This window comes from Roseicyclus amphidinii, assembly GCF_030163755.1.
GTDB classification, from domain to species: Bacteria; Pseudomonadota; Alphaproteobacteria; order Rhodobacterales; family Rhodobacteraceae; genus Roseicyclus; species Roseicyclus amphidinii.
The window spans coordinates 49543-64381 of sequence record NZ_JASJOE010000017.1 but is presented as its reverse complement, the minus strand read 5'-3'; the positions used below and the strand labels follow the sequence as shown (position 1 = coordinate 64381).

The following is a 14839-nucleotide window of genomic DNA, read 5'->3' as shown; positions in this document are numbered from 1 at the left end:
CAGGCCGCCCGGCGGCAGCAGCTGCGGCGCGGGGTCGAAGCCGGGGCGCGCGATCAGCACGTCCTGCGGGCCGTGGGGCGGTTTTTCAGCGCCCGCTACAGTGTTGTAGCGCCAGATGCCGTGGACCGCGAAGCGCGAGGACAGCACCAGCGTTGCGGGCGCGAGCCTTGGCCGAAGTGCCATGACGGCGGCGGGGTCCATCCCGCGGGTGTCGAAGGGGGCCACGTCGGCGGCGTGGTAGCTTTGCCTCAGCCCGAGGTCGAGCCGCGCGACATCGGGCAGGTAGGGCAGATGCGCCACCGGCGCGAAGCGCAGCAGGAAGCCGGGGAATGTCGTGCCGTAAAGCGCAAGGCGCGGGTCCTTTGGCGGGTTGGCGCGGCAGAAGACACCGGCCATGGCCCGGAAGAACTCGGCCCCGATCAGCGCCCGGACGGTCGGAAACCCGGTTTCCAGCGCCGCGATCAATGAGGCCGCCACGTTGTTGCGGTAGACGTCGAACCGCCTGCCCGCGGGGCCGCCATGGGGGTTTTCCAGCCCCTCGGGCGGGGCCGCGGCAGGGTCCATGAGGGCCGTGGCGAACGCGGTCTGGGGGGTCATGCGGGCACCCGTTCGGCGGCAAGGATGGCGGCGGCGCGGGCGGCCTCGGCCTGCAACTCGTGGAAGGGGGGCACGTCGGTGTCCCATTCGATCAGCGTGGGCCGCGGCCCGCCGCGGGCGATGGTGTGGGCGTAGAGCGCCCAGACCGGATCGACCACGGGCCGCCCGTGGCTGTCGATCAAAAGGGGGTGGCCATGCTCGTCCGCCTCTTCGTCATGGCCGCCGAGGTGGATTTCGCCCACGGCCTCGAGCGGGAAGGCATCGATATAGGCGCGGGCGTCCCAGCCTTGGTTGGTCGCCGAGACGAAGACGTTGTTCACATCCAGCAGCAGGCCGCAACCGGTGCGGCGCGCGATCTCGGACAGGAAATCGACCTCCTCCATCTCGCTTTCGGCGAAGGCGAGGTAGGTGGAGGGGTTTTCCAGCAGCATCCGGCGGCCGAGCGCCGCCTGCACCTGGTCGATATGGGCGCAGACGCGGGCCAGCGTGGCGGCGGTGTAGGGCAGGGGCAGAAGGTCGTTCAGGAAGCCCGTGTCATGGGTCGACCATGCGAGATGTTCGGAGAAGCTGGCGGGGTCCAGCCAGTCGCAGAGGTGGCGGAGCCGGGCGAGGTGGTCGCGGTCGAGCGGGCGCTCGCCCCCGATCGACAGGCCGACGCCGTGGACCGAGATGGGAAACCGCTCGGCCAGCGCGCGCAGTTGCGCCAGCGGGCGGCCGCCTGCGCCCATGTAGTTCTCGGCATGCACCTCGAGCCATTCCACGGGGCCGGGGGCCTCGAGCAGGGGGGCTGCATGCTGCGCCTTGAGGCCGATGCCGGCGGCGACGGGCAAGCGATGGGAAAAGGCGGTGTCGAACATGGCGGACCTCCGTGCGGCAAAGGGGGGTGTCCCCGGACGGGAGGTGTCCGGGGACGGGGCGATCACATCTCGACCATCCGCAGCATCGAGGTGTCGGTGCCCTCGGGCAGGTCGCGGGCGAGACCGGCGTAGCCCTCGGCCTCCAGCTCATCGAGGGTCGCGCCCATGCGGCCGTCGGGCAGTTCGATGTCGCCGCAGGTGCCCGCGGGCACGAGGGTCCAGGCGTTGCCCTGGTAGTCGACGGTCGAGGTGCCGGCGCAGGTCGTGCCGGGGCCCGCGGCGCAGTCGTTCTCGCCGGCGAGGCTGACGCCGAAGCATTTTTCATTGGCCTGCGCCTGCGCCTCGGTCACGCCATGGGCGGTGACGGCGGCGGCGACGGCGCCCAGCAGGGCGAGGGATCTGGTTGCGGTGGTCATCTGGTGAAGCTCCCGGGTTTGCGCTCTCTGGGCGCGGTTGACTGACGGTGCCCGGCCGGTGCGGTCGGACACCCGGACCATGCGCCGGGGCCGCGATCACCGGCCAATCACGGCCGCGTGCCGCACGTGGGCGTGACGGGCCGAGAGGCGCGCGTGAGCTTGGCCTTGTGGGGGAGTGCTTGTTTTTCAAAGGGTTGTACGGCGCGGCCGTGCTGCGTTGCAGCATCATGGGCCGGATGCGGGGTCGTGCGGCGCGCCTTGGCGGGCGGATTGTTTCAAGCCGGACCGGCTCAGCCGGTGATGCGGATGCAGATGTTGCCGAAGCCGCCCTGCGCCTCGAGCGCGCGAAAGGCGTTCGGCGCATCGTCGAAAGCGAAGGTGTCGGCCACCACGGGGTGAATGCGATGCGCGTCAAGCGCGCGGGCGAGCGCAGCCAACCCCTGCCGGTGGCCCACGGTGACGGCGCGCAGCGTCAGCTGCCGGACAAGGACGGCGGGCAGGAACAGCCGCGCCTCGTTGCCCGTGACATTGCCGATCAGGATGATCTGCCCGCCCGTCCGCGCCACCCGGATCGCATCGGGCAGGGTGGCCGCCCCGCCCAGTTCCAGCACCCGGTCGACCCCGCCGGGGGCCGCGCGCTGCACCTCGGCGGCCCAATCGGGCGTGGCGCTGCGGTCGATGACCCGGTCCGCGCCAAGGGCTGCCACCCGCGCCGCCCGTTCGGGTGAGGAGGTGGTCACGATCACCCGCGCCCCCGCCGCGCGGGCCAGTTGCACCGCCATCAGCGCCACGCCGCCTGTGCCGAGGATCAGGACGGTTTCACCGGGCGCGACCTGGGGTGCGGCCATCAGCGCGCTCCAGGCGGTCAGGCCCGCGCAGGGCAGCGTCGCGGCCTCGGCGTCGGTCAGGTGATCGGGAACGGGCACGACGCCCGAGGCAGGGAAGACGCGGGCGGTGGCCAGCACCCCGTCCAGCGGCCCGCCGAGGCGCCCGCCCTCCAGATCGGCGGGGGGCGCGCCGCCCTCCCAGTTCTGGAAGAAGGCGGGGCAGACGCGGTCGCCGGGGCGCAGCTCGGTCACCTCGGCCCCCACGGCGGCCACCACGCCGACACCATCCGAGAGCGGGATCAACGGCGGCTGCACGCGCCGCCCGTGCTGGCCGCGCAGCACGACGAGGTCGCGGTAATTGAGCGACGCCGCCCGCATCTGCAAAAGCACGTCGCGCGGCCCCGGCACCGGGTCGGGCAGCTCCACCCGCCTGAGCGCGTCAAACCCGAAGCCACCCTCGAACCGCCAGGCCTGCATCGCGCGCCCCTCCCATCTCTATCCCCCAAATATGGCGGGGGAGGCGCGGGCGACAGCCCGTGCCGGGGGCGGAGCCCCCCTTGCGACGTCTCAGCCCGCGCGCAGGTCGGGCGGGGTCGCCTCCAGCGCCAGCTCGGCCACCACCTCGGCCAGCGGGCGCACCGCCGTTTCCTTCACGCCAAGGCGGCGCAGGGTGACGGTGCCCTCTTCCACCTCTTTCCGGCCCACGGCGAGGATCACGGGCACCTTGCCCACGGAATGCTCGCGGATCTTGTAGTTGATCTTCTCGTTGCGGATGTCGGCCTCGGCCCGGACGCCCGCGGCCTGCAGCTGTGCCACGGCCTCTTGCACGAACTCGTCGGCTTCCGAGACGATGGAGGCCACGACCACCTGCCGCGGCGCGATCCAGAAGGGCAGCTTGCCTTCCCAGTTCTCGATCAGAATGCCGATGAACCGCTCGAAGGAGCCGAGGCAGGCGCGGTGCAGCATGAAGGGGCGATGCTTGTCGCCACCCGCCGCGATGTAGCTTGCGCCAAGGCGCTCGGGAAGGTTGGGGTCCACCTGGAAGGTGCCGCATTGCCAGACCCGCCCGATGGCGTCGGTCAGGTAGAAGTCGAGCTTCGGCCCATAGAAGGCCCCGTCGCCCGGCTCCAGCGTGTAGTCGCGGCCGACGGCCTTGATCGCGTTCTCCAGTGCGCCCTCGACGTAATCCCAGCTCTCGTCCGTGCCGACGCGCTTTTCGGGGCGGGTGGCGAAGCGGATCTCGAACTCGGGGAAGCCCAGCTCGGCATAGACATTGGCGAGGAAGTCGATGAAGCGCGCGCATTCCGCCTGGATCTGGTCCTCGGTGCAGAAGATATGCGCGTCGTCCTGGGTGAAGCCGCGCACGCGCATGATGCCGTGCAGCGCGCCCGAGGGTTCGAACCGCGCACATGATCCGAACTCGGCCAGCCGGAGCGGCAGGTCGCGGTAGGATTTCAGACCCTGGTTGAACACCTGCACGTGACAGGGGCAGTTCATCGGCTTCAGCGCGTTGATCCGCGTCTGGTCCTTGTTCTTCGCGCTGGCGTCGTCGTTCTCACCGTCGCGGGACTCGTCGACCTCGACGATGAACATGTGGTGCTGGTATTTCTCCCAGTGGCCCGAGGCCTCCCACAGCTTGCGGTCCACGACCTGCGGCGTGTTGATCTCGCGGTAGCCGCCCGCGCGCTGCTTGCGGCGCATGTAATCCTGAAGCTGGGTGTAGATCGTCCAGCCGTTCGGGTGCCAGAAGACCTGGCCGGGGGCCTCTTCCTGCATGTGGAACAGGTCCATCTCGCGGCCCAACTTGCGGTGGTCGCGCTTCTCGGCTTCCTCGAGGAAGGTGAGGTGTTTCTTCAGCTCGTCGCGGTTCTGGAAAGCGACGCCGTAGATCCGCTGCAGCATCTGGCGCTTGCTGTCACCGCGCCAATAGGCGCCCGCGACGCTCATCAGCTTGAAGGCATCGGCGGGCAGTTGCCCGGTGTGCTGCAGGTGCGGGCCGCGGCACAGGTCCTGCCAGTCCCCGTGCCAATACATGCGGATCGGCTGATCCTCGGGGATCATGCCGACCAGTTCCACCTTGTAGGGTTCGCCCGCGGCCTCGTAATGGGCGATGGCGCGCGCGCGGTCCCACAGCTCGGTCGTGACCGGGTCGCGCAGGTTGATGATCTCGCGCATCTTCGCCTCGATCTGGCCGAGGTCTTCGGGCGTGAAGGGCTCGGCGCGGTCGAAGTCGTAATACCAGCCCTTCTCGATCACCGGGCCGATGGTGACCTTCACATCCGGCCAGATCTCCTGCACCGCGCGGGCCATGACATGCGCAAGGTCGTGGCGGATCAGCTCCAGCGCCTGCGCCTCGTCCTTCATGGTGTGGATGGCGATGGCGGCATCGGCGGCGATCGGCCATTGCAGGTCCCAATGCGCGCCGTTCACGGTGGCCGAGATCGCCTTTTTTGCCAGCGAGGTCGAGATGTCGGCGGCGACCTGCGCAGGCGTGACGCCCGCGTCGTAGGACCGTGCATTGCCATCGGGGAAGGTGAGGGAGATCTGGGCCATATCGGCCTCCTCGTCGGTTTGGCGCCCACGGAACGCCCGGTTGCGGGTATGTGTTGCCGGGCTATGTGACCGCCCCATCCGGTGAAGTCAACAAGCCCAAAGGGGCCATATGCCCGACACTTTCGAGGAAACCCTGTTCGAAGCCGTCTTCGACACCGAGGCCGAGGGCGACCTGCCAAGCGGGCAGGCCGGGGCCGAGCCGAAAAACGCGGTGACCGCGGCGGCCAGCCTTGTGATGACCAAGCTGTCGGACGGGCTGATCGACCCGAAGCTGGTGCTTTCATGGCTCCTGACGGCGCTGGGCGCGCCCGCGCATTTCGTGGGTCTGCTGGTGCCGATCCGCGAAGCGGGCGCGCTGCTGCCGCAGCTCTGGACGGCGGACCGGGTTCACGCCATGGCGCGGCGCAAATGGGTCTGGGTCGCGGGCAGCGCGGGGCAGGGCGCGGCCGCAGCGGTGATCGTGCTGGCCGCGCTGACGCTCGGCGGTTGGGCGGCGGGCGCGGTGATCTGCGCCGCACTTGCCGTGCTGGCCGTCTCGCGCAGCCTGTGTTCCGTCAGCTTCAAGGACGTGCTGGGCAAGACGGTGGCGAAGTCGCGCCGCGGCACGGTGACGGGGCTTGCGGGCTCGGTCGCCTCGGCTGGCGTGATCGGCTTCGCGCTCCTTCTGGAGACGGGCTGGGTCGACCGCTTCGCGCTGGTCACCGGGGCGCTGGCGCTGGCCGCCCTCCTGTGGCTCGCGGCGGCGGCGCTGTTGTCGACACTGGCCGAGGGCGCGTCCAAGGCCACGCCGCCCGGCGGCTCCCCCCTGCGCCACCTTGCGCTTCTGCGCCAAGACCCGCAGCTCCGCCGCTTCATTGCGGTGCGCGGGCTCTTGACCGCCACGGCGCTTGCGCCGCCCTTCCTCGTCCTGATGGCGGCGCAATCGGGCGAGGCGCGCTTCGACCAGCTGGGCGCGCTGCTGCTCGCCTCCTCCGCGGCCGCGTTCCTCTCCTCCTACATCTGGGGGCGGCTCTCGGACCGGTCCAGCCGGACCGTCCTGATCGCCGCGGGCGGGCTGGGCGCGATGTCGCTCGGCGCCGCCGTAGCACTTCACGCCCTTGGCCTTTTCGGCCAAACGCTCGCCGTCTCGACCTGCCTTTTCGCGCTGATGATCGCCTATCACGGCACCCGCTCGGGGCGGTCCACCTATCTCGTCGACATGGCCCCCGAGGACAACCGCGCGGGCTATACCGCCGTCTCCAACACCGTGATCGGGGTGATCCTGCTGGCCTCGGGCCTGTTCGGCGCGCTCGCGTCGCTGTCGGGCCCGGCGCTGCCCGTGGCGCTCTTCGCGGCGCTCTGCGTCGCCGCAAGCCTGACGGCGCTGGGCCTTGACGAGGTGGAGGGCGTCTGAACCGGCGGCACCCCGCCCATGACGCGGCGGCGGGGATTGTGCGCCACCGGCGCGCGGGGCAGGGTGCCCGAAAGGACCGGAGGGCGACAGGCATGGCAGAGCCACAGTATCTGGACACACCGCAGGGCCGCAGGCTCGCCTGGCACCGCTTCTCGGGGCGCGAGCCGGGGGTGGTCTTCCTCGGCGGGCTGCGCTCGGACATGACGGGGACCAAGGCCGTGCACCTCGAGGATTGGGCCCGCCGCACCGGCCGCGCCTTCCTGCGCTTCGACTACTCGGGGCACGGGGCCAGTTCGGGCCAGTTCACCGAAGGCTGCATCGGCGACTGGGCCGAGGATGCGCAGGCCGCCATCGAGGCCCTGACCGAGGGGCCGCAGATCCTCGTCGGCTCGTCGATGGGCGGCTGGATCTCGCTTCTGCTGTCGCAGCGCATGGGTGCCCGCGTCGCGGGCCTCGTCACCATCGCCGCCGCCCCCGATTTCACCGAGGACGGCATGTGGGCCGAATGGTCCGAGGAGCAGCGCAAACAGTGCATGGAGAAAGGGCAGGTCGCCCTGCCGTCCGAGTATGGCGAAGACATGATCGTCACCCGAAGGATGATCGAGGACGGGCGCGACCAGCTTGTCTTGCGCAGCCCCCTGCCGCTGCCGATGCCCGTGCGGATGCTGCAAGGCACGGCGGATGCCGATGTGCCGATGTCCGTCGCCCTGCGCCTGCTGGATCACGCCACGGGCGACGACATCCGGCTGGAGCTGGTGAAAGGGGCGGATCACCGGTTTTCCGACCCGGCCTGCCTTGCCACCATCACCCGCGCCGTCGAGGAAGTGCTGAGCCATGCGTAGGCTGCTCAGGGGGATCGGCTGGCTCGTCGGCGTCACCGCATCGCTTGCGCTGCTGGTCTGGCTCCTGCCCCGCGACGGGGTCGAGATCCCCCCCGCGGCGACCTTCACCGACCCCGTCGTGGCCATCGCCGCCCGCGAGGGCGCCCATGACGACATCCGCCCCGGCGCCGAGGCGCGGATTGTCTGGGCCGGCGAGACGGGGGCCGCGACCGAGACGGTCGTCCTCTACCTCCACGGCTTTTCCGCCAGCCCAGAGGAGATCCGCCCCGTCCCCGATCACGTGGCCGAGGCGCTGGGCGCGAACCTCGTCTTCGCGCGGCTCTCGGGGCACGGCCGCACCGGCCCCGCCATGGCCGAACCGCGAGCGGGCGACTGGGTCGCCGACACGGCGCTTTTCCTCGAGATCGCCCGCAGCATCGGTGACCGCGTGCTGGTGATCGGCACCTCCACCGGCGGCACGCTGGCGGCCTGGGCGATGACCGACGCCGAGATGTCCGAGGACGTCGCGGGGGTCGTCTTCGTCTCGCCCAATTTCGCCATCGTCAACCGCGCGGCCGTGCTTCTCGAACTGCCCTTCGCGCGGGCCTGGGTGCCCCTCGTCGCAGGTCGGGAGCGCAGCTTCGAGCCCCTCAACGAGGGGCAGGCCGCCCATTGGACCACCGCCTACCCCACGCAGGCCGGTGTTGCCCTCGGCACGCTCCTGCGCGCGCTGCGCAGCCGCGACCTCGCCGCCGCCCGCCAACCCGCGCTGTTCCTTTTCTCCGACGCCGACCGCGTCGTCCGGGCCGAGGCCACCCGCGCCGCAGCCGAAGCCTGGGGTGGGCCCGTCACCCTCGTCCCCCAGACCCTGCCCGAGGACGGCGCCGACCCGTTCCACCATGTCATCGCGGGCGACATCCTCAGCCCCGCCATGACCGCACCGATCACGCAAGCGATCCTCGACTGGGCCGCGGGCCTGCCCGACTGACCCTTTCACCTTTCTCCAAATACGGCGGGGGAGTCGCGGCACGCGACGGGGGCGGAGCCCCCTTTTCGGAGCAACATCTGCACCGTGTGCCGCGGCGATTTGCTCTGTGCTTGCAAACGTATGCAGAAACAGCTTGCCCCGGTATTCCGCCTCGCTATCCTTCGTCCGATCAACCGGGGAGGGACGAACGATGGCCGAGTATCTCAAGCGTGGCAAACCCGCGGACGAGCGGGCCGAGGATGACGCCCGCGTGCGGGCCACCGTCGAGGGGATCCTCGGCGATATCGAGGCGCGCGGCGATGCCGCCGTCCGCGAGCTGTCGGTGAAATTCGACGGCTACGCGCCCGCGGCCTTCCGCCTGACGCCCTCCGAGATCGAGGCGGCGATGAGCCGCGTGACGACCCGCGAGATGGAGGACATCCGTTTCGCCCAGACCCAGATCCGCCGCTTCGCCGAGGCGCAGAAGGCCAGCATGCGCGACATCGAGGTCGAGACGATGCCGGGCGTGATCCTCGGGCACCGCAACATCCCGGTGAATTCCGTGGGCTGCTACGTGCCGGGCGGCAAGTTCCCGATGGTCGCCTCGGCCCACATGTCGGTGCTGACGGCCAAGGTCGCGGGGGTGAAGCGCATCGTGGCGAGCGCGCCCCCCGTGAACGGCGCGCCGCATCCGGCCATCGTGGCCGCCATGCACGAGGGCGGCGCGGACGAGATCCTCGTCCTTGGCGGGGTGCAGGCGGTGGGCGCCATGGCGCTGGGCACCGAGTCGATCGCGCCGGTCGACATGCTGGTCGGCCCCGGCAACGCCTTCGTGGCCGAGGCCAAGCGCCAGCTCTTCGGCCGCGTGGGCATCGACCTCTTCGCAGGCCCGACCGAGACCATGGTCATCGCCGATGACACGGTCGACGCCGAACTGGTGGCGACCGATCTTCTGGGCCAGGCCGAGCATGGCTACAACTCGCCCGCCTGCCTGATCACCAACTCCCGCAAGCTGGCCGAGGCCACGCTGGCCGAGGTGGAGCGCCTGCTGCAGATCCTGCCCACCGCCGAAACCGCCCGCGTCAGCTGGGAGGAGTATGGCGACGTGATCCTTTGTGCCGACCATGACGAGATGCTGCGCGTCTCCGAAGAGTTGGCCTATGAGCATGTGCAGGTCATGACCGACCGCGACGACTGGTATCTCGAGCACATGACCAATTACGGCGCGCTCTTCCTCGGGCCGCGCACGAATGTTGCCAATGGCGACAAGGTTATCGGCACGAACCACACCCTGCCGACGAAGCGCGCCGGGCGCTACACCGGCGGGCTTTGGGTCGGCAAGTTCATCAAGACCCATTCCTACCAGCGCGTGCTGACCGACGCGGCGGCGACGCTGGTCGGCGAATACGGCTCGCGGCTCTGCATGCTCGAGGGCTTCGTGGGCCATGCCGAGCAATGCAACATCCGGGTGCGCCGCTACGGCGGTCTGAACGTGCCCTATGGCGAGGGCGCGCCTTACCGGGACGCGGCGGAATGATTTTCATGGGGTGGGTGGGCCCGCCCGTCGCCATTGTCGCTCGGACCAATGGCGCAAGAATGGCGACCCCCTTTTTGGGGGGCTTTGCCCCCCTTGCCCCCCACCATATTTCCCGGACAGAGATAGGGTGGGTGCCGTGCCCCTGACAAAAAGGTGACGCCATGACCCTTCCCCGAACCCCCTCCTTCCGCCTCGACGGCAAGCGCGCGCTCGTGACCGGCGCATCCCGCGGCATCGGGCTGGGCTGCGCCGTGGCGCTGGCCGAGGCGGGGGCGCATGTGGTGACGGTCGCGCGCGGCGCGGGGGCCTTGGCCGAGGCCGTGGCCGCGATGACGGCGGCGGGCCTGTCGGCCGAGGGCCACGCGCTCGACGTGACTGACCGGGCCGCCGTGGCGGCGCTGCTCGATGCGGTGGGGCCGGTCGATATCCTGTGCAACTCCGCGGGCCTCGCCCGCCATTCCCCGGCGCTGCAAACGGCCGAGGCCGACTACGACGCGGTGATGGAGATCAACGTAAAGGCCGCCTATTTCCTCGCCCAGGCCGTCGCCGCGCGGATGGAGGGGGGCGGCGCGATCCTGCAGGTCTCCAGCCAGATGGGCCATGTCGGCGGCATCGACCGCGCGGTCTATTGCGCCAGCAAGCACGCGCTGGAGGGGATGACCAAGGCCATGGCGATCGAATGGGGGCCGCGGGCGATCCGGGTCAACACGATCTGCCCGACCTTCGTGATGACCGAACTCAGCAAACCCACCTTCGCCGACCCCGAGAAGCGCGCCTGGATCATGTCCAAGATCAAGCTGCCCCGCGTGGCCGAGGTCGAGGACATCATGGGCGCGGTCGTCTTCCTCGCCTCCGATGCGGCGGCGATGGTGACGGGCACGGCGCTGTTGATCGACGGCGGGTGGACGGCCGGTTGAGCCGTTTTCGCGCCTGTGGATCAACCGGGGGATAGATCGGATATCTGCAGGACATCCACCGATCTGACGAAAAAAACCAAGCCAAAAGCCCGATTTCTGCAATCAGCTCCGCCCGGCGTCCCGCGGCAGGATCTCCGGCTCGGCCACCGGCGCACCGCTCTCCGGATCGAAGAAGGGCGTCGCCCGCCAGGCCCCCGACATCCGCGCCCGTAGCGCCCGCTTCACGAAGCGCGCGCCCACGGTCAGCCCGCCCTTGTGCCGGCTCTTGCCGCCGGGGGTGTCCAGGAAGCCATGGGCGATGACCGGCCCCAGCGCGGCGGCGCTGTCGAGCCGCGCGACCAGCACGCCGACGAAGGGCATCCCCGGCCCTTTCAGCGTGTTGAACATCGGTGTCCCGCAGCACCCCGCGACCCAGCGGTTCAAGCCCCTCGGGCTGAGCCGGGTCAGCCGCAGGTGCGCGGCCCCGGTCTCGATCACGACGCGGTCCGGCGTGGTCTGCCACAGCGCGACGCCCTGCGCAGCGTCGCCTGCCCCGCCAAAGGCCCGGTCGGCGCGCGCGCAATCGGCGCAATGGCAGACAAGATGCGTCCCCTCACGCGGGTCGATCCCGACAAGGCGCCCGGTGAGCGCCCCGCAGCGGCAGGAGAAGCGCGCCTCGGCCAAGGCGGGTCAGCTCACGACGCGGACCGGCGTTTTCGGCGCTGCGCAATTGGCGTCGATGAACTCCAGCACCAGCGGGCGGATGTTCTCGCGCCAGGATTTGCCGGCGAAGATGCCGTAATGCCCGGCGTTCGGCTCGAGGTAGCTGGCCTTCTTCTCGGCGGGCAGCCCGGTGCAGAGATCCAGCGCCGCGACGCATTGGCCCGGCGCCGAGATGTCGTCCTTGCCGCCCTCGACCGTCTTGACCGCGACGGTGGTGATCTTGCCGATATCCACCCTCTTGCCATCGACGGTAAAGCGGTTCTGCGCGATCTCGAGCCCCTTGAAGATGCGCTCGACGGTCGAGAGATAGAACTCGGCCGTCATGTCCATCACGGCGAGATATTCGTCGTAGAACTTGTTGTGCTTGTCGTGGTCGCCTGCCTCGCCCTTGGCGACGCGCAGGATCTGGTCGGTAAAGGCCTTGGCGTGCTTCTCGGCGTTCATCGCCATGAAGGAGGTCAGCTGTTGCAGGCCCGGATAGACCAGCCGCCCCGCGCCGGCATATTTGAAGCCGACGCGCTGGATCACCATCTTTTCCAGCTGCCCCATGGTGACGCGGTTGCCGAAATCGGTGACATCCGTCGCCGCCGCGTCGGGGTCGATCGGCCCGCCGATCAGCGTCAGCGTGCGCGGCTGCGCCTCGGGGTCTTCCTCGGCGAGATAGGCGGTCGCGGCCAGCGCCAGCGGCGCGGGCTGGCAGACGGCGATCACATGGGTGTCGGGGCCCATCGCCTTGAGGAAATCGACGAGGTAGAGGGTGTAATCCTCGATGTCGAACTTGCCCGCGCTGACCGGAATGTCGCGCGCATTGTGCCAATCGGTGATGTAGACGTCACAATCGGGCAGCAGGCTGACGACCGTCGAGCGAAGGAGCGTCGCGTAATGCCCCGACATGGGCGCCACCAGCAGAACCTTGCGCCCCGTGGGCGCGCGGCCCTGCACCTTGAAGCGGATCAGGTCGCCGAAGGGCCGCGGCACCACGGTTTCGACCGAAACGATGTGATCGCGCCCGTCCTCGGCCGGGATCGAGTAGATGCCCCAGTCGGGTTTGACCGACATCCGCGCAAAGCTGCGTTCGGTGACCTCGCCCCAGGCGCGGGTCAGCTGGATCATCGGATTCGCGCTCAGGCCGAGCTGCGGATAGGAACACATCGCGCGCGCCGTGGAGCCCATCCACTGGTTCGTCACGCGCATGGATTCCATGAAATCGTAGGTGAGCATGTATCGCATCGACGTCTCCTGCCATATGATCCACGGCATTGGCACCGCCCCGGATCAATTCGTCGCTTTGCCCCCTCACCTCGGCGCAGCTAGGGTGTAGTTGGACGAGTTGCGAGGTAAAATCAAGGTGGCACGCGACGACCCGAAGGAGAGCGCAGTGGGTGAGAACCTCGAACGGCTGAACGAGAACCTTGCAAGGATCGAGGATCTCTCGAAGCGTCTCGTCACCGCGCTCGGCGCGCGAAAGCCCGGCGATGCGGGGCTCGAAGGGCCCGGCCAGGACCTGATGATGAAGGCCGGCATGGCCATGTGGCAGGAGGCGCTGACCAACCCCGCCAAGATGATGGAGCGGCAGGCGCAATACTGGGGCCAGGCGCTGACGCAGTACATGGAAGTCCAGAAGGAGCTGGCCCAGGGCCACCTGACGCTCGAGCAGGCCGAGGATCTTCCCGGTGACAAGCGGTTCGCCAACCCGCTGTGGAAGACGCACCCCTATTTCAACTTCGTCAAGAACCAGTATCTCATCTCGGCCGAGACGATGCGCAAGGCGGTGGCCGAGCTGGAGGGGCTCACCCCCCGCGACAAGCGGCGGGTGGAGTTCTTCGCCAGCCAGATGATCGACCTGTTTTCCCCCACCAACTACCTCGCCACCAATCCCGACGCACTGGAGCGCGCCGTCGAGACCGAGGGTGAAAGCCTTGTCAAAGGGCTCGAGAACCTCGTGCGCGACCTCGAGGCGCGGCATGGCGAGATCCTTCCGGTGCTGGCCGACCCCAAGGCCTTCACCGTGGGCGAGAACCTTGCGACCGCGAAGGGATCGGTCGTCTACCGCAACGAGATGATGGAACTGATCCAGTATGCGCCGACGACCGAAGAGGTCCACAAGACCCCGCTGATCGTCTTTCCGCCCTGGATCAACAAGTTCTACATCCTCGACCTCAAGCCGCAGAACTCGCTGATCCGCTGGATCGTCGACCAGGGCTATACGCTCTTCGTGGTCAGCTGGAAGAACCCGGATGCGAGCTACGCCGCGACCGGCTTCGAGACCTATATCGAAGAGGGGTATCTCAAGGCCATCGACGTCGCCTGCGAGATCACCGGCGAGAAGCAGGTGAACGCCGTGGGCTATTGCGTCGCGGGCACCACGCTGGCGCTGACGCTGGCGCTCAAGGCAAAGCGCGGGCAGAGCCGTGTGAACTCGGCGACCTTCTTCACCACGCTCACCGATTTTACCGACCAGGGCGAATTCACGCCCTTCCTGGACGATGATTTCGTGGATGCCATCGAGCGGCAGGTGGACGAGGCGGGCTATCTCGACAGCTACTACATGTCCAAGACCTTCAGCTATCTGCGCGCCAAGGATCTCGTCTACGGCCCCGCCGTGCGCAGCTACATGATGGGCGAGGCGCCCCCGGCCTTCGACCTGCTCTACTGGAACGGCGACTCGACCAACCTGCCGGGCAAGATGACCGTGCAATACCTGCGCGGTCTGTGCCAGGCCAACGGCTTCGCCGAGGACGGGTTCGAGCTGATGGGCGAGCGGCTGCATGTCTCGGACGTGAAGCTGCCGATCTGCGCCATCGCCTGCGAGACCGACCACATCGCCGCCTGGAAGGACAGCTTCCGCGGCATGGTGCAGATGGGATCGAAGGACAAGACCTTCATCCTGTCGGAGTCGGGGCATATCGCGGGCATCGTCAATCCGCCCTCCAAGAAGAAATACGGCCATTGGCGCGGCCCCGAGGTGATCGGCACCCCCGCCGCCTGGAAAGAGGCGGCCACCTATCACGAGGGATCGTGGTGGCCGCACTGGGACAGCTGGCTCTCGCCGCGGTCGGGCGAGATGATTCCGGCCCGCACGCCCGGCTCGGACGGCTACCCGGTGCTCTGCGACGCCCCCGGAACTTACGTAGCGGAAAGCGTAACCGGCTGATCCGCCTGCCAATCCCCGGCCCATGCTGCGGTGCAGAATAAACCTTGACATGCTGCACTGCAGCATGCATATTTCTCGCATACGCAGAATGCCCCGGT

At 68.9% G+C, this 14839-nt stretch carries 13 protein-coding genes; 6 read left to right on the top strand and 7 right to left on the bottom strand.

Features of this window, described 5'->3' with window-relative positions; genetic code table 11:
• The 5 genes from QQK83_RS08200 to thrS all read right to left on the bottom strand — a co-directional run.
• Window positions 1-597: HvfC/BufC N-terminal domain-containing protein (locus QQK83_RS08200; RefSeq protein ID WP_284263280.1), on the bottom strand; the 597-nt coding region annotated here is incomplete at its 3' end.
• Entirely contained in the window at window positions 594-1454 is an 861-nt protein-coding gene (gene bufB / locus QQK83_RS08195) for an MNIO family bufferin maturase (protein ID WP_284263279.1), read from the bottom strand. The genes bufB and QQK83_RS08200, both read right to left, overlap by 4 nt.
• A gap of 62 nt (window positions 1455-1516) precedes the next feature.
• Window positions 1517-1870, bottom strand: coding sequence for a BufA1 family periplasmic bufferin-type metallophore (locus QQK83_RS08190; RefSeq protein ID WP_284263278.1), 354 nt, complete (start codon window positions 1868-1870; stop codon window positions 1517-1519).
• A gap of 290 nt (window positions 1871-2160) precedes the next feature.
• Window positions 2161-3174, bottom strand: a complete 1014-nt coding sequence (locus QQK83_RS08185) for a zinc-dependent alcohol dehydrogenase family protein (RefSeq protein ID WP_284263277.1) — start codon at window positions 3172-3174, stop codon at window positions 2161-2163.
• Window positions 3175-3264: 90 nt separating this feature from the next.
• Window positions 3265-5250: a threonine--tRNA ligase gene (gene thrS / locus QQK83_RS08180; protein WP_284263276.1), complete on the bottom strand. Its 1986-nt coding sequence runs from the start codon at window positions 5248-5250 to the stop codon at window positions 3265-3267.
• Window positions 5251-5359: 109 nt separating this feature from the next.
• On the opposite strand from thrS, the gene QQK83_RS08175 reads away from it, so the two are divergent.
• From QQK83_RS08175 to QQK83_RS08155, 5 genes are all read left to right on the top strand, one after another.
• Window positions 5360-6643: an MFS transporter gene (locus tag QQK83_RS08175; protein WP_284263275.1), complete on the top strand. Its 1284-nt coding sequence runs from the start codon at window positions 5360-5362 to the stop codon at window positions 6641-6643.
• 92 nt (window positions 6644-6735) lie between these two features.
• On the top strand, window positions 6736-7485 hold the full coding sequence (locus QQK83_RS08170; protein ID WP_284263274.1) for an alpha/beta hydrolase: 750 nt from the start codon (window positions 6736-6738) through the stop codon (window positions 7483-7485).
• Window positions 7478-8452 carry an alpha/beta hydrolase gene (locus QQK83_RS08165; RefSeq protein WP_284263273.1) on the top strand — a complete coding sequence of 325 codons (975 nt, stop codon included), beginning with the start codon at window positions 7478-7480 and terminating at the stop codon, window positions 8450-8452. The genes QQK83_RS08170 and QQK83_RS08165 overlap by 8 nt, the downstream gene beginning before the upstream one ends.
• 190 nt (window positions 8453-8642) lie before the next feature.
• A complete protein-coding gene (gene hisD, locus QQK83_RS08160) occupies window positions 8643-9968 on the top strand; it encodes a histidinol dehydrogenase (protein ID WP_284263272.1) in 1326 nt (441 codons plus the stop codon).
• 161 nt (window positions 9969-10129) lie between these two features.
• Window positions 10130-10885 (top strand): SDR family NAD(P)-dependent oxidoreductase, encoded by a 756-nt coding sequence (locus QQK83_RS08155; protein WP_284263271.1) that lies wholly within the window; start codon window positions 10130-10132, stop codon window positions 10883-10885.
• Window positions 10886-10987: 102 nt separating this feature from the next.
• Here the strand turns inward: QQK83_RS08155 and QQK83_RS08150 are convergent, their stop codons facing one another.
• Together QQK83_RS08150 and phaZ are read right to left on the bottom strand one after the other, a co-directional pair.
• A complete protein-coding gene (locus tag QQK83_RS08150) occupies window positions 10988-11548 on the bottom strand; it encodes a DUF6151 family protein (RefSeq protein ID WP_284263270.1) in 561 nt (186 codons plus the stop codon).
• Window positions 11549-11554: 6 nt separating this feature from the next.
• A complete protein-coding gene (phaZ, locus tag QQK83_RS08145) occupies window positions 11555-12817 on the bottom strand; it encodes a polyhydroxyalkanoate depolymerase (protein WP_284263269.1) in 1263 nt (420 codons plus the stop codon).
• A gap of 148 nt (window positions 12818-12965) precedes the next feature.
• On the opposite strand from phaZ, the gene phaC reads away from it, so the two are divergent.
• Window positions 12966-14741, top strand: a complete 1776-nt coding sequence (phaC, locus tag QQK83_RS08140) for a class I poly(R)-hydroxyalkanoic acid synthase (protein ID WP_284263268.1) — start codon at window positions 12966-12968, stop codon at window positions 14739-14741.
• Window positions 14742-14839 lie beyond the last annotated feature (98 nt).

Coding starts and splice junctions, on each gene's coding strand:
- QQK83_RS08170 (WP_284263274.1), top strand. CDS start 6,736: ATGGCAGAGCCACAGTATCTGGACACACCGCAGGGCCGCAGGCTCGCC.
- bufB (WP_284263279.1), bottom strand. CDS start 1,454: ATGTTCGACACCGCCTTTTCCCATCGCTTGCCCGTCGCCGCCGGCATC.
- QQK83_RS08190 (WP_284263278.1), bottom strand. CDS start 1,870: ATGACCACCGCAACCAGATCCCTCGCCCTGCTGGGCGCCGTCGCCGCC.
- QQK83_RS08185 (WP_284263277.1), bottom strand. CDS start 3,174: ATGCAGGCCTGGCGGTTCGAGGGTGGCTTCGGGTTTGACGCGCTCAGG.
- thrS (WP_284263276.1), bottom strand. CDS start 5,250: ATGGCCCAGATCTCCCTCACCTTCCCCGATGGCAATGCACGGTCCTAC.
- phaZ (WP_284263269.1), bottom strand. CDS start 12,817: ATGCGATACATGCTCACCTACGATTTCATGGAATCCATGCGCGTGACG.
- QQK83_RS08175 (WP_284263275.1), top strand. CDS start 5,360: ATGCCCGACACTTTCGAGGAAACCCTGTTCGAAGCCGTCTTCGACACC.
- hisD (WP_284263272.1), top strand. CDS start 8,643: ATGGCCGAGTATCTCAAGCGTGGCAAACCCGCGGACGAGCGGGCCGAG.
- QQK83_RS08165 (WP_284263273.1), top strand. CDS start 7,478: ATGCGTAGGCTGCTCAGGGGGATCGGCTGGCTCGTCGGCGTCACCGCA.
- QQK83_RS08155 (WP_284263271.1), top strand. CDS start 10,130: ATGACCCTTCCCCGAACCCCCTCCTTCCGCCTCGACGGCAAGCGCGCG.